Origin of the sequence: Streptosporangium sp. H16 (assembly GCF_051918855.1) — a bacterium.
In the GTDB taxonomy this organism is placed as follows: Bacteria; Actinomycetota; Actinomycetes; order Streptosporangiales; family Streptosporangiaceae; genus Streptosporangium.
Genome location: NZ_JBPXMD010000012.1, coordinates 106,634 through 121,410, shown reverse-complemented (window position 1 = coordinate 121,410; position 14,777 = coordinate 106,634). Strand labels below are relative to the sequence as shown.

At 72.2% G+C, this 14,777-nt stretch carries 8 protein-coding genes; 5 read left to right on the top strand and 3 right to left on the bottom strand.

From position 1 onward, the window contains the following. Positions 1 to 178 precede the first annotated feature (178 nt). Both eccCa and ACTOQ2_RS21530 read left to right on the top strand, forming a co-directional pair. On the top strand, positions 179 to 4,144 hold the full coding sequence (gene eccCa, locus ACTOQ2_RS21535) for a type VII secretion protein EccCa (RefSeq protein ID WP_440101656.1): 3,966 nt from the start codon (positions 179 to 181) through the stop codon (positions 4,142 to 4,144). 2 nt (positions 4,145 to 4,146) lie between these two features. Then, positions 4,147 to 4,671, top strand: a complete 525-nt coding sequence (locus tag ACTOQ2_RS21530) for a hypothetical protein (RefSeq protein WP_440101654.1) — start codon at positions 4,147 to 4,149, stop codon at positions 4,669 to 4,671. Between the two features lie 112 nt (positions 4,672 to 4,783). On the opposite strand, the gene ACTOQ2_RS21525 is transcribed toward ACTOQ2_RS21530, so the two are convergent. The 3 genes from ACTOQ2_RS21525 to ACTOQ2_RS21515 all read right to left on the bottom strand — a co-directional run bounded on the left by ACTOQ2_RS21525 (position 4,784) and on the right by ACTOQ2_RS21515 (position 8,808). Next, positions 4,784 to 5,056 (bottom strand): YbaB/EbfC family nucleoid-associated protein, encoded by a 273-nt coding sequence (locus tag ACTOQ2_RS21525; RefSeq protein ID WP_440101652.1) that lies wholly within the window; start codon positions 5,054 to 5,056, stop codon positions 4,784 to 4,786. A gap of 86 nt (positions 5,057 to 5,142) precedes the next feature. Next, positions 5,143 to 7,404, bottom strand: a complete 2,262-nt coding sequence (locus ACTOQ2_RS21520; protein WP_440101650.1) for a protein kinase domain-containing protein — start codon at positions 7,402 to 7,404, stop codon at positions 5,143 to 5,145. 147 nt (positions 7,405 to 7,551) lie between these two features. Then, positions 7,552 to 8,808, bottom strand: coding sequence for a S8 family serine peptidase (locus ACTOQ2_RS21515; RefSeq protein WP_440101648.1), 1,257 nt, complete (start codon positions 8,806 to 8,808; stop codon positions 7,552 to 7,554). 290 nt (positions 8,809 to 9,098) lie between these two features. Here ACTOQ2_RS21515 and ACTOQ2_RS21510 point away from each other — a divergent pair, with 290 nt between their 5' ends. The 3 genes from ACTOQ2_RS21510 (at position 9,099) to ACTOQ2_RS21500 (ending at position 14,658) form a co-directional block, all read left to right on the top strand. Continuing rightward, on the top strand, positions 9,099 to 10,103 hold the full coding sequence (locus tag ACTOQ2_RS21510) for a methionine synthase (protein ID WP_440069147.1): 1,005 nt from the start codon (positions 9,099 to 9,101) through the stop codon (positions 10,101 to 10,103). A gap of 153 nt (positions 10,104 to 10,256) precedes the next feature. Further along, on the top strand, positions 10,257 to 12,437 hold the full coding sequence (gene ligA, locus ACTOQ2_RS21505; RefSeq protein WP_440101646.1) for an NAD-dependent DNA ligase LigA: 2,181 nt from the start codon (positions 10,257 to 10,259) through the stop codon (positions 12,435 to 12,437). Between the two features lie 139 nt (positions 12,438 to 12,576). After that, the gene (locus tag ACTOQ2_RS21500; protein ID WP_440101644.1) at positions 12,577 to 14,658 is read left to right on the top strand and encodes a putative bifunctional diguanylate cyclase/phosphodiesterase; all 2,082 of its coding nucleotides are present in this window, start codon (positions 12,577 to 12,579) and stop codon (positions 14,656 to 14,658) included. Positions 14,659 to 14,777: the final 119 nt, after the last annotated feature.

The window sequence follows — 14,777 nt, the reverse complement described above, 5'->3', positions numbered from 1 at the left end:
TGGCGTTCACCGCGCGATCACCCGGCGCTCATCCGGTCAGCGGGGCGCGGGGATCCACCTCCGCGATCACCCGGTATCGGTCCCGAGGCGTTCTCGAAGATTCCGTCGAACCCGGGGGACGGTTTCGCTACGGTACTCCGGACTGGACAATATTTGCTTAACTCACATCGGGGGCGAAGTGGGCATCGTGGTCGTCCGGCGTCCCGAGCGGCGTCCACCTCCGGCGGCGCCGCGCGGTGAGATCCTCCTGGAGTCGCCGCCCGAGATCCCGGAGACCACCTCGGCGGGGTTCACGCAGGTGCTCATGTACCTGCCGATGGTGGCCGGCGGCGCCGCGATGGGGCTGATGTTCGCCGGTGGCGGCGGCGGGAACCCGATCATGTACGTGGCCAGCGGCATGTTCGCGCTCTCCATGGTCGGCATGACCGTCGGCCAGATGGGCCGGGCGGGCGGGGAGCGCAAGCAGCGGCTCAACGGCCTGCGCCGCGACTACTTCCGCTACCTGTCCCAGACCCGCGCCAAGGTCAGGCGCGCGGCGGCCAGGCAGCGCGAGGCGCTCAACTGGAACGGCCCCGACCCCGACGCCCTCTGGGCGATCGCGCTGAGCGCCCGCCTGTGGGAGCGGCGGCCCTCGGACGCCGACTTCGGCGCCGTCCGGGTAGGCACCGGCTCCCAGCGCCTGGCCGTCCAGCTCATACCGCCGGAGTCCAAGCCGGTCGAGGACCTGGACGCCATGTCCGCCGGGGCGCTGCGCCGCTTCGTCCGCGCCCATTCGACGGTGGCGGACCTGCCCATCGCCATCTCCCTGCACTCCTTCGCCAGGATCAGGCCCACCGGCCCGGAGTCGGCCGTCCGCGACATGGTCAGGGCGCTCGTCGGCCAGCTGGCCGTCTTCCACTCGCCGGACGAGCTCAGGATCGCGGTGTGCGCGTCCAAGGAGTGGATGGCCCACTGGGAGTGGATCAAGTGGCTCCCGCACGCCCTGCACCCGCACGAGGCCGACGCCGCGGGGCCCGTCCGCCTCATGACCGACGACCTGGGCGAGCTCGACCGGCTGCTGGGCGCCGACTTCAAGAACCGGGCCCGGTTCAAGCCGGGTGTCTCCGCCGAGGCGCTCCCGTACCACGTCGTGATCATCGACGGCGGGCACGTCCCGCAGGACTCCCCGCTGGGCGCCGACGCGATCGAGGGGGTCACCCTCATCGACCTCGACGGGACCACCACCCCGGCGGGCGAGAAGACGATGCTCAGGCTGCGCGTCACCGAGGACCTGTTCAGCCGGGTCACCACCGACCAGGCGGGCAAGGAGGTCGTCACGCCGCTCGGCAGGCCCGACCGGTTCTCGTACCTGCAGGCCGACGGGCTCGCCAGGCGGCTGGCCCCGCTGCGCGGCTCCCCGGCCGGAGCCGGGGGCGGTGACGCGCTCGCCGCCGACACCACGCTGGCCGAGCTGCTGGGGCTTGGCGACGCCGCGGGGCTGGACCCGGCGCTGCTCTGGCGTCCCAGGGCGCCGCGCAACCGGCTGCGGGTGCCGATCGGCGTCGGGACCGACGGGCGCCCGGTCGAGCTGGACATCAAGGAGTCGGCGCAGGGCGGCATGGGCCCGCACGGCCTGGTCATCGGCGCCACCGGCTCCGGCAAGAGCGAGCTGCTGCGCACGCTGGTGCTCGGGCTCGCCGTCGCGCACTCGTCGGAGGTCCTGAACTTCGTGCTCGTCGACTTCAAGGGCGGCGCGACCTTCCTGGGCATGGACTCCCTGCCGCACGTCTCGGCCGTCATCACCAACCTCGCCGACGAGCTGCCGCTGGTCGACCGCATGCACGCCGCCCTGCACGGCGAGATGGTACGGCGCCAGGAGCTGCTCCGCGCCGCCGGGAACTACGCCTCGTTGCGCGACTACGAGCAGGCCAGGGAACAGGGGGCCGACCTGCGCCCGATGCCCACCCTCTTCGTGGTGCTGGACGAGTTCAGCGAGCTGCTGTCGGCCAAGCCCGAGTTCATCGAGCTCTTCGTGATGATCGGCCGTCTCGGCAGGTCCCTGGGGGTGCACCTGCTGCTGGCCTCGCAGCGGCTGGAGGAGGGCAGGTTGCGCGGCCTGGACACCCACCTGTCGTACCGGATCGGCCTGCGGACCTTCTCGGCGATGGAGAGCCGGGTGGTGCTCGGCGTGACCGACGCCTACGAGCTGCCCTCGGCGCCGGGCAACGCCTTCCTGAAGTTCGACACCACCGGCATGGTCCGCTTCAAGGCCGCGTACGTCTCCGGGCCCTACACCCCCGAGCGGCGGGTCGTGCGGCACGAGCGGGCCGAGGGGCGGCAGATCGTCCCGTACGGTCCCGCCTACATCGCGCCTCCCGTCCAGGCAGAGCCCGAGGAGGAGCCGGAGACCGTCAGCGCGGGGCGCGACACGCTGCTCGACGTCGTGGTCCGCAGGCTGGGCGGGCAGGGCCCGCCCGCGCACCGGATCTGGCTGCCGCCGCTGGCCGAGCCGCCCTCGCTGGACCAGCTCCTGCCGCCCCTGTCCGTCACCCCGCAGCACGGGCTGACGACCGCGCACTGGCAGGGACGCGGGGGGCTGCACGCGCTGCTCGGCGTCGTCGACCGTCCCTTCGAGCAGCGGCGCGACCCGTACTGGCTCGACCTGTCGGGCGCCGCCGGGCACCTGGCCGTGGCCGGCGGCCCGCAGAGCGGCAAGAGCACCGTGCTGCGCACGCTGATCGCCGGTCTCGCCCTCACCCACACCCCCGCCGAGGTGCAGTTCTACTGCCTGGACTTCGGCGGCGGCGCCCTCGCCTCGCTGGAGGGCCTGCCGCACGTCGGCGGGGTGGCCAACCGGCTGGACACCGACAGGGTCCGCCGTACCGTCGCCGAGGTCACCACGCTGCTCGCGCGGCGAGAGCGCGAGTTCGCCGAGCGGGGCATCGACTCGATCACCACCTACCGGCGCCAGATCGCCGCGGGGACCGTGGACCCCGGCGGCTTCGGGGACGTCTTCCTCGTGGTCGACGGCTGGCTCACGGTCCGCCAGGAGTTCGAGTCGCTGGAGCCCACGATCACCGAGCTGGCCGCCCGCGGCCTCAGCTACGGCATCCACGTGGTCGCGGCGACCAACAAGTGGTCGGAGTTCCGGCCGTCCATCCGCGACCTGTTCGGCTCCCGGGTGGAGCTGAGGCTGGGCGACGCCTACGAGTCCGAGGTGAACCGCAGGACCGCGATGGCGGTTCCCGAGGGCGTGCCGGGGCGCGGCCTGACCCGCGACGGCCTGCACTTCCTGAGCGCGCTGCCCCGCGTCGACGGCGGCGACCAGAGCGACGACCTAGCCGTCGCCACGCGGGCGATGGTCGAGTCCGTCGCCACCGCCTGGCAGGGCCCGCCCGCCCCCAGGGTGCGGCTGCTGCCCGCCGTCCTCGCGCCGGAGAGCCTGCCGGGCCCCGAGGAGACCGGCGCGCGCATCCCGCTGGGCATCGACGAGAGCACCCTCTCGCCGGTGCTCGCCGACTTCGACGCCGATCCCCACCTGGTCATCATCGGCGACAACGAGAGCGGCAAGTCCAACCTGCTGCGCCTGGTGGCCGAGGGCGTCGTGGCCCGCCACGAGCCCTCGCAGGCACGCCTCGTCGTCATCGACTACCGCCGCTCGCTGCTGGACGCCGCCTACACCGAGCACCGCATCGGGTACGCGGCCTCCTCGACCGCCGCCACCGAGTTCATCGGCGAGATCAGGGAGTCACTGATCAAGAGGCTCCCCCCGGGGAACCTCTCGCCCGAGGAACTGCGGTCGCGCGGCTGGTGGAAGGGGGCGGACATCTACATCGTGGTCGACGACTACGACGTGGTGGCCTCGGGCGCCAACCCGCTCGGCGCGCTGCTCGACCTGCTGCCCCAGGCCCGCGACATCGGCCTGCACCTGGTGCTGGCCCGCGCGATGGGCGGCGCGGGACGGGCCATGTTCGACCCGGTGCTCCAGCGGCTCAAGGACATGGCCACCCCGGCCGTCATGATGTCGGGCCACAAAGACGAGGGCGTGCTGTTCGGGGTGCGCCCGCACGCGCTGCCGCCGGGACGCGCCTATCTCTCCGACCGGAGGAACGGCGTGCGTCTCATCCAGACCGCGTTCGTCGCCCAGCCCGAGCCCGAGAAGTGAACATGGTCTACACGGTGGCCTGGGTCTGGGCCACCGCGGGCATCGGGGCGGCCGTGCAGAAGCAGATCATGGACAGGTTCCTCAAGGGCCGCGCGATCCTGCAGATGAAGATCTTCAAGATCAGCGTCGAGAAGATCATCTATAACTCGTTCTACTACCTTGGCGACAGCCTGGCCTACGCGGGCGGCCAGCAGGCGCTCCAGTGGAGCATCTTCGAGCTCGCCGGGGTCAAGAAGGACCTCACCGGCAACGACGTCACCGGCGCGGGCGAGAACTTCAAGCAGTTCGGCCGGGGCTTCGCCAGCAACATGGCCTTCAACGGCGCCTACGACCTGACCAAGATCGGCCCCTGGGGCAAGGCGTTTCCCAGCGATGCGGCGGGCAACCTGATGTCCCGGCTGGTCGGCTCGGGGATGTACACCGTGGCGGACAACACCCTCCAGGGAGATCCCGCCCTCCCCACCTGGGAGCAGTGGATCTCCAAGATCATCGTGCACGGCTCCCGCACGGCCAAGCCGCCTGCCTGACCGGGGCGGCGCACTTCCCGTACCCCTTTCCCGTACCTCCGGAAGTCCGGCCCCGGGCCTTTGCCCGGGGCCGGACCCCGTCGTCGGGGCCGGCCGGTGAACCGGCCGGCGGTCAGCTCCTGAAGGAGTCCTCCAGGAGCGAGTTCAGCAACGCGCCGGTCTGCTCGGCCGCGTCCCTGGTGGCCTCGCCCGAGGCCTCCAGGATCGCCTCCGCGAGGGCCTCGGAGCCCAGGCGGAGGGCGCGCGGGTCGATGCGGAGAGCCGCCAGCGCGCCGCTGGCCAGTACCTCCACCGACACGTGGCCGCCGGCCGACTCGCCGCGCCCCCTGGCCTCGGCCAGGCTCTGGCCGACCTCCTCCATCCGGGTCGTCTGCTCCTCGATCACCGCGAGAAGCCGGTCCGTCTCCGGATCACCGGTCGGTGATTACGGCCCGCCGGACATGCCCGGCACGCTCTCCCGATCGCCGCGCATTACTTGCAACTCCCCCAGTCGATGGAGGAGGAACCGCTGGGGCTGCCACCGTTGAAGCGCACGCACTTGCCCTGGGCCGACAGGACGACCGGGCCCGCGTAGTACTCGTAGTTGCCGCGGTCGCTCTTGGACGGACCACCCTGCACCTCGAGGGTGGCCCAGAGCGGGGACGCGACACCCACGTCCGCGCTCTTCATGGTGACCACGCAGGTGTTCTTCGTGACTCTGTTGAAGAGCTGGTAGACGGTGCCGCCCTTGAACGGGACCTGTCGCTGCACCGAGTAGTTCAGCCCGCAGACCTTCTCCGGGGTGTAGGGGTTGGTGCGCTGTACCGGCGGCGGGGACGACGAGGGCCGCGCGAACGTCGGCCTGGGCGTGGTGGGCCGCACTGTCGGCTTGCTCGTCTGCGTGGGTCTGACCGTCTGCGTGGGCTTGCTCGTCTGCGTGGGTCTGACCGTCTGCGTGGGCCTGCTCGTCTGCGTGGGTCTGACCGTCTGCGTGGGCCTGACCGTCTGCGTGGGCTTGACGGACGGTCTGACCGGAGTCGGGGTGGGAGTCAGGCCGGGAGTTCCCTGGGGCAGGGTCGGCGTGGGGGTCGGAGTCGGCCCCGGGGTGCCCGGCGGGCCCGGGGTGGGGGTGGGGCTCGGGACCGGGGTCGGCGTCCCGGTCGGAGGCTGCTCGGGCTCGACGGTCAGGGACGGGGACGGGGACGGCGTCGGCGTCGGCTGGACCGCCGACGTGGACGACGCCGCGGCGGAGGGTACCCCGGCCGTGGGCGTCGGCACCGCGGGCGCGGTCGGAACCGTGGTGAGCGGCGCCGTCGGCACCGGCACCGGAGTGCTGGTGTACGCGCCGATGGTCGGGACCTGGGGCAGGCCGGTGGGGGCGTCGCTGGGCAGCTGCAGCGGCCCCACCTCCGCGACCTGGGGGTCGGGCGTCGTCCCCCAGGGCACGGTCACCTTGCCCGAGGGGTCGTCCCCGGTGTTCTGCACCGGGTCCTGCCCCTGCGGCTCGTCCCGTGACTGGTCCGCCAGCCCGAGCGAGACCTCGGGCATCGCGCCGTTGGCGGAGGCCCGCTCCAGCTCGCTCAGGGCGGTGTACCGCCCGGCGGCCCACAGCCCCAGTCCGGAGAGCAGGACGATCACGCCGACGCAGGCGGCCAGCGCCATCGAGAAGTTGCCCGTCCTCGGACGGTTCCCGGCGGCCTTCGCGGGCGCCGGGGCCGGGGTTTCGGGAGCGGGGGACGCGCCTCGGGGAAGCTGCGGGGCTCCCCAGACCGACGTCGCGGGCTCCGCCTGTCGCGGTACGGCCGCGCCGGGGGCGTTCCCGTCCGGCGGGGAGCCGTCCCCGCGCGTGGCCCCCGTGACGTCCTTACCCGGCCGCGCCTCCACGCCGCCACCCGCCCCGATGTCCGTTCCGGTACCGGAGACGAGGCCGGGGAGGGGAAGGGGCGCGGGATCGGCGGCGGCGCCGGGGAGGGGAGCCGGCGCGTCCGGCGCCTCGGGATCACCGAGCAGGCGCAGCATGGCGGCCTTGGCGTCCGGGCGCTCCTGCGATCGCTTGTCCAGGCAGGAGACGAGGACGGGCCGGAGCTCCGCGGGCAGGCCGGTCAGGTCGGCGGGGCCTTCCAGGACCCTCTCCGGCCGGCCGCCGAAGGGCGGCCGCCCGGTCGCGGCGTAGACGACCGTGGCCGCCCAGGCGAAGAGGTCCGCGGGCCTGCTCGCCTCCGGCGCCGAGGGGACGGCGGGGGTGGAGGAGGCGACTTCCTCGCGGATGTGCTCGGGAGCGCGGTAGTCCGGCTCCCGCTCGCCCGTGACGGGGTCGAGCCCGATGTCGAAGACGCGGGGACCGCCCGGGCCGAGCAGCACGGTGTCCGGGGTGAGCGACCCGTGGGCGAGGCCGGACAGGTGGAGGGCGGTCAGCGCGGTGAGCGTGCCGACGGCGAACCGCTCCAGCGCGTCACCGGTGAGCGGCCCGCCCTCGGCGACCGCCTGCCGCAGCGTGGGTCCCTCGACGTGCTCGCGGACCACGTACGGGCGGTCGTCGAACCAGCCGACCTCCAGCAGCCTGGCGGTGTGCGCCCCGGAGGCGCGCTTGGCGGCGTGCAGCTCGTTCGTGATCCGCTCCCGCACCCGGGGGTCGGGGGCCTCCGGCTCGGCGGCCAGGAGGCGGATGACGCGGATGGTGTCGTCGTCGGGAAGATGTCCCAGGTAGACGGCGTGTCCTGGATCCGGGTCGAGCCGGCCGGCCAGGATGTACACACCGATACGCTTAGGATCTTCAGGCAGTAATGGGTGCAAATACCCCATTGCATTCCTTCCAGCACAGCTGTCAATAAAGCCGCTTTAAGCTAATCGGGCACCATCCAACCAAATTTGACGCACTAGATCGTGTTTTTAATACGTTTGTCATGTTTGGTTCTCGGTAGAGCCGGGCCGCCAGCCCCTCCGGCGCCCCATCGGGACGGCGACGCCCGCCACGGTGACCAGGACGCCCACGACGAGCGATCCCAGCGCGACCCAGAGCGAGATCGAGATGGCCCGGGAATCCTCGGGAGGCGCCGGCCGCACCGCGTTCCCCGGCAGCGGGGCCGCCTGGCGCGGCGCGAGCGCCACCTGCTCGGACGGCAGGATCGCCGAGACCGCCAGCAGCGGGTTGACCATTCCCGCCCCGGTGCCCGCCCCCGAGCCGCCGTTGGCGGTCAGCTCGACGCGCCGCCGTACCCGCACGTTGTCCAGCCCCGGGTGGCGGGCGCGGACCAGCGCGACCACCCCGGCCACGTACGGGGCGGCGAAGCTGGTGCCCTCCAGGTTCTCCCGGTAGGCCCGCCCGGCCCAGGTGCTCGTGACGTTCCGGCCGGGGGCCAGGACGGAGACGGGGGTTACGGCGTTGGACGAGTCGGCCCTCGCCCCGTCGGGACCGGCGGCCCCGACCGAGAGGACCCCCTCGTAGGCGGCCGGGTAGGCGGGCCCGGGGGTGCCGTCCTCCTTCTGCACGTTGCCGGCCGCGGCCACCACGACCGCGTCCATGGCGAGGGCGTAGGTGACCGCGTCGCGCAGGTCGGCATGGTCGCGCGCCTCGACCGACACGTTGATCACGTCGGCGCCCAGCTCGACGGCCCGCACGATGGCCAGGGCCAGCCGGCCCACGTCGCCGGTGCCGTCCGAGGTCTGCTTGATGGAGATCAACCTCGCCTGCGGCGCGACCCCGGTGAAGGGCACCCCCTTCATCTCGGCCGCCGCGATGATGCCCGCCACCGCCGTACCGTGGCCGAGGCAGTCGCGGGCTCCGGTGGCGGTCAGGTCGATCGACCGGGTCCTTCTCAGCTGGGGGTGCGTGGTGTCCACCCCGCTGTCGACGACCGCGACGGTCACCCCGGCCCCCTTGGTCAGCTCCCACACCTCGGGGAGGCTGAGCCGCCGCTGGGCCCAGGACTCCCCGATGCTGGTCGTGCCGCGCCCGGGATTGCACCTGACCGGCGCTGTGCCCGTCCCCGCTGCGCCCGCCTTCACCGTCGAGGCGCTTCCCGCGCTTCCCGCGTTCACCGTCGAGACGGTTCCCGAGGTCCCCGAGCCCGTCTCCGCTCGCGCCTCCACCTTGGCCACGGCCGGTGGTGCCGCGATCGCCGCGAGCACCAGCACCGTGACGAGCATCCGACCGATCACGAAACGCCCCCAGAACGACCCGGAACAAACGGTCCCCGAGCGAAACGGCCCCCACGCCGAGACGCCTCCGGAGCGAGAAGACCCCAGAAACGGGTGAATACCGGGCAGCACCCTACTCAGCTTGATCGCGTGCCGTCACGGCGCGGCGGGATTCTCCCGGACGGAGGCGCGACCCGGCGGTCATAAGCTGGCGTGGGCGGGCGAGCCGGACAGGCGCCGGTGGGTCCCGCCCACGTCCCGACGCGAACCGACGCGAACCGACGCGAACCGATGTGAGACCAGGAGCAGGCTTGAGCCAGTACCCATGGGGCGAGGCGACCGCGACCGGCATCGGGTCGCATCCGGGGGAGGACCACGCGGAGGCGGTCAGGGTCGCCTTCGGCGAGTCGCCCGCGCTGCCGTACCTGCCCGAGCTTCCCGCCCGCGGCGTCGGCGCCGACATGATCGGGCGCACCGCGTCACTCCTGCTGGAGCTGCCCGTCGAGGTGCAGCCGTCGGGCTGGCGGTTCGCCGACAGGCCGGGCCGCGACTTCAAGCGCGCCCGCGACCATCTCGTCCGCGACCTCGACGGGCTGGAGGAGGTGGCCCAGGGGTACGAGGGGCCCTTCAAGATCCAGGTGTGCGGGCCGTGGACGCTGGCGGGGGCGATCGAGCTCCGGTACGGCGACAAGACGCTCGCCGATCCGGGCGCGGTGCGCGACCTGGTGGACTCCCTGACCGAGGGGCTCGCCGCGCACGTCGCCGACGTGCGCCGCAGGGTGCCCGGCGCCTCGCGGATCGTGGTCCAGATCGACGAGCCGGGGCTGCCTGGCGTCCTCATGGGCACGGTGCCGACCGCCTCGGGCTTCGGGCGGCTCGCCGCCGTCGACCGCCAGATCGTCGCCGACCGGCTCGGGGCGGTGCTCCCCGAGGGGACGTTCACGGTCGTGCACTGCTGCGCCCCCGGGGTGCCCTTCGGGGTGCTGCGCACGGCGGGCGTGGGAGGCGTCTCGCTGGACGCCCACCTCATGAGGAGGCGCGACGAGGACGCGATCGGCGAGACCGTCGAGGCCGGTACCGCCCTGTTCCTCGGTGTCGTGCCGGGAGCGGACACCAGGCTCCCGGACGTCGACGTGGTCGCCGAGCCCGCCGTCGGGCTCTGGCGCCGCCTCGGCTTCCCCGCCTCGACCCTGGCCTCGCAGGTCGTGCTCACCCCCGCCTGCGGCCTGGCCGGCGCCTCGCCCGCCTACGCCAGGACGGCCCTGGCCACCTGCCGCAAGGCCGCCCGCGTCCTGCAGGACGACCCCGGCGAGTGATCACCTACGACCCCCACGCGGTGCTCGTACCGCGTGGGGCCGGTGCCGTACGGGAGCGGCGAGGGCTTGCCCAACTCGGAGCAATGGCGGGATCACATTGTCGGTGCTCGAAGATACGTTTGTCCTGGGCCACGACGATGGGAGAGACGGGCGATGGGCGCTGAGGTCGAAGGTGTGCCGGTGTCGGCGCTGGAGCGGCACGCGGAGCTGACCGAGCTGGTCGAGGAGGCCAACTGGCGTTACCACGTCCTCGACTCGCCCACCGTGAGCGACGCCCAGTACGACGGGTGGATGCGCGAGCTGCGCGAGCTGGAGGAGGAGAGTCCGACCCTCCGCACGCCCGACTCGCCCACCCAGAAGATCGGCGCGCCGATCTCCAGCGACTTCACCCCGGTCAAGCACCTGCAGCGGATGGAGAGCCTCGACAACGCCTTCAACGCCGACGACCTCGCCTCCTGGCAGGCGAGGGCCGAGCGGCTGGCCGAGCGCGACCCCGCGCCCTACCTGTGCGAGCTGAAGATCGACGGCCTGGCGATCGCGCTGCTCTACGAGAAGGGCCGCCTGACCAGGGGTGCGACCAGGGGCGACGGCCGCGTCGGCGACGACGTGACGGCCAACGTCCGCACGATCGCCAACGTCCCGCACCGCCTGACCGGCGACGACGTGCCCGACGTGGTGGAGGTCAGGGGCGAGGTCTACATTCCCGTCGAGGAGTTCGAGAAGCTCAACGAGCAGCTGGTCGAGGCGGGCAAGGCGCCGTTCGCCAACCCGCGCAACTCCGCCGCGGGCTCCCTGCGGCAGAAGGACCCGCGCGTCACCGCGCAGCGGCCGCTGTACATGATCGTTCACGGGGTCGGCAGGTGGGAGGGCGCCACCGCGCCCCGCACCCAGTCGGAGGTCTACGAGCGGCTGAAGGGGTTCGGCCTGCCGGTCAGCGACCTCTACAAGGTCGTCGACGACCTCGACGGCATCAACGACTTCATCGAGTTCTACCGCGAGCACCGCCACGACCCGGCCTACGAGATCGACGGCGTCGTGGTCAAGGTCGACCGCATCGAGCTGCAGAACAACCTGGGCTCCACCAGCCGGGCCCCGCGCTGGGCGATCGCCTACAAATACCCGCCGGAGGAGGTCAACACCAAGCTCCACGACATCCAGGTCGCGGTGGGCCGCACCGGCCGGGTCACGCCGTACGGCGTGATGGAGCCGATCGTCGTGGCGGGCTCGACGGTCGAGAGGGCCACCCTGCACAACGCCTCCGAGGTGGCGCGCAAGGGCGTGCTGATCGGCGACACCGTGGTGCTGCGCAAGGCGGGCGACGTCATTCCCGAGATCGTCGGCCCGGTCGCCGACCTGCGCGACGGCACCGAGCGCGAGTTCGTGATGCCGGAGCGCTGCCCGGAGTGCGACACCGAGCTGGCGTACGAGAAGGAGGGCGACGCCGACCTGCGCTGCCCCAACACCAGGGCGTGCCCCGCCCAGCTCCGCGAGCGCATCTTCTTCGCGGCCGGGCGCAGGGCGTTCGACATCGAGGGGCTGGGCTACGTGGCGGCCACCGCGCTGACCCAGCCGCTGCCGCCGCAGGAGCCGCCGGTCCGCACCGAGGCGGACCTGTTCGACCTGACGATGGAGCAGCTGCTGCCGATCAGGTCGGTGGTCCGCGACCCCGACACCGGCCTGCCGAAGACCGATCCGGAGAGCGGCGAGCAGAAGGTCGTCACCTTCTTCGCCAACCAGAGCGGCGAGCCGAGCAAGAACGCCGAGAAGATGCTGGAGCAGCTGGAGAAGGCCAAGGACCAGCCGGTCTGGCGGGTGCTCGTCGCGCTCTCCATCCGGCACGTCGGCCCACCGACGGCCCAGGCGATCGCCGACGAGTTCCGCTCGATCCCCGCGATCGCGAAGGCCTCCGAGGAGGAGCTGGCCGCCGTCGAGGGCGTCGGACCGCGCGTGGCCGCGGCGATCCACGACTGGTTTACGGTCGACTGGCATCGGGAGATCGTCGACCGGTGGGCGGCCGCCGGGGTCCGGATGGTCGACGACCCCCCGGCCGACCAGCTCCCGCAGACCCTGGCCGGCCTGACCTTCGTGGTGACCGGCACGCTCGCCGACTTCACCCGCGACGAGGCGGGCGAGGCCCTCGCCGGCCGGGGCGGCAAGGTCTCGGCGTCGGTGTCGAAGAAGACCTCCTTCGTGGTGGTGGGGGAGAACGCCGGTTCCAAGTTCGACAAGGCGGTCAAGCTCGGCGTGCCGATCCTCGACGAGGCCGGCCTGCGGGTTCTGCTGGCGGAGGGGCCCGAGGCGGCGTCGGAGATGACGGTGAGACCCGAGGAGTAGGGGTCGTCTCACCGGTGTCTCGAAGTGCTGTGTCTTGAAAACGTGCGAATTGCTCGTGACGGAACGTGCGCAATCGGTTCCGCGAAGTGGCCCGCAGGCCGTACTCTCCCATAATGAACTAATGGGGGTTTTGTTACTCATGGCCGACCCAACCGACACTCGCGACACCGGACCGCGACCGGGAACGCCCCTGTGGGCCTATCTCGCCGCCGTCATCACGATCGGGTTCACCGCCCTCGTCCTGTCCCTGCTGCGCATAGATGTGGCCGGGGCCGCGGAGCTCGTCCGCAGCCCGCTGTTCTGGATGCTCGCGGCCCTGGTCGTGCTGGGCGAGCTACGGCCGGTGGTGCTGTCGTCGTCGATGACGGTGGGCGGCACCTACCCGTCGACCATGTTCACCTTCGCCGCGCTGCTCCACTACGGCCTGCCGGTCGCCGTGCTGCTGCAGGCGGTCGCCATGGTCGTCAACGGGGCCGTCACCCGCAAGGCGAGCCACCGGGTCATGTTCAACATCGCGCAGGTGACGCTGGCCTGCACCGCGGCCGGGCTGGTGCTCGGGCTGTTCGGCGACCGGTCCGTCACGGGGGCCTCCTGGGTGCCGGACGGCTCGGACCTGCTGGCGATCGGGCTGGCCGGGCTCACCTACTTCGTGGTCAGGGCCCTGCTGGTCTCCGGCGCGGTGGCGCTGCACGAGCGCAGGTCGATCCACCGGGTGATCAAGACCACGATCGGCCACCAGAGCCTCGTCTACGCCGGGCTGCTCGGCCTGGCCCCGCTCGTCGTGGTGGTGATGAACCACTCGCCGGCCCTGGTGCCGCTGTTCCTGGCGCCGATGCTGGCGGTCTACTTCACCGCCACCATGTCGGTCCGCCGCGACCACCAGGCGATGCACGACGTGCTGACCGGGCTGCCCAACCGCAAGATGCTCGTGCTCAGCACGGAGGAGGCGCTCGCCGAGGCGCGGGACGGTGAGCGGGTCGGCCTGTTCCTGCTCGACCTCGACCGGTTCAAGGAGATCAACGACACCCTCGGGCACCCGGTCGGCGACCGGCTCCTGCAACTGGTCGCGCACCGGCTCACCCACAGCGTCCGTCCCGGCGACGTCGTGGCCAGGCTCGGCGGCGACGAGTTCGCCGTCCTGCTGCCCTCGGTCAGGGACGCCGCGGCGGCCAGGGAGGTGGCGGCGCGCCTGCGGGTGGCGATCACCGAGCCGGTCCGGCTGGAGGGCATGAGCTTCGACCTGGACGCCTCGTTCGGCATCGCGATCTACCCCGACCACGCGCCCGACTTCGAGATGCTCCTGCAGCGCTCGGACGTGGCGATGTATCTCGCGAAGGAGGGCAGGACCGGGGTCGAGATCTACGCCGCCGACAAGGACCGGAACAGTCCCGAGCGGATCAACCTCCTCGGCGACCTGCGCAGGGCCATCGACCGCTCCGAGCTGCGGCTGCACTACCAGCCCAAGCTCGACCTGGCCGGAGGGCAGGTGCGGGGGGTGGAGGCGCTGCTGCGGTGGCGCCACCCGGAGCGGGGAATGATCTCCCCCGGCGAGTTCGTGCCGATGGCCGAGCAGTCGTACCTGATGCGCCACCTCACCGGATACGTCATCGACGCCGCGCTGGAGCAGGCCGCCCACTGGTGGCACACCGGTCTGCACGAGCAGATCTCCGTCAACGTCTCGGCCCGCGACCTTCTCGACTGCGCCCTCTCCGACCAGCTGGGAGAGGGGCTGGCGCGCTACCGGCTGCCGCCCAAGGCGATCCAGCTGGAGGTCACCGAGCGCATCCTGATGACCGACCAGGCCTACACCGACGGCGCCGTCCGGGCCCTGACCGCGCTGGGGGTGCCGCTCGCGCTGGACGACTTCGGTACCGGCTACTCCTCGCTGGTCCGCCTGCAGCGCCTTCCGGTCGCCGAGGTCAAGATCGACTCCTCGTTCGTCCGCCGCATGGGCGAGTCCAAGGACGACGAGCGGATCGTCCGCTCCATCGTCGACCTGGTCCGCTCCCTCGGCCTGCGCTCGGTCGCCGAGGGCGTCGAGTCGGCGGAGGTGGCCAAACGCCTGGCCGACATGGGCTGCGACCTCGGCCAGGGCTGGCTGTTCGCCGAACCCATGTCCGCCGCCGACGCGACCGTATGGTTGCGCAAACACCGGGCCCTCACCACGCACGACCTGGGCTTCCTGCGCCACACCGAGATCCTCGATCCCCAGAGGGCTTAGCCCGGCCTCGGGTTCCGGCCTCCTGGCGTCGGAGACGTCCACGCCCTCGGACGGCTCCGCGCGGGTCGCCGAGGGATTGATCCGCCCGCGACCGTCGCGGTCCTTGTCGGCGGCGTAGA

Coding starts and splice junctions, on each gene's coding strand:
- ACTOQ2_RS21500 (WP_440101644.1), top strand. CDS start 12,577: ATGGCCGACCCAACCGACACTCGCGACACCGGACCGCGACCGGGAACG.
- ligA (WP_440101646.1), top strand. CDS start 10,257: ATGGGCGCTGAGGTCGAAGGTGTGCCGGTGTCGGCGCTGGAGCGGCAC.
- ACTOQ2_RS21530 (WP_440101654.1), top strand. CDS start 4,147: ATGGTCTACACGGTGGCCTGGGTCTGGGCCACCGCGGGCATCGGGGCG.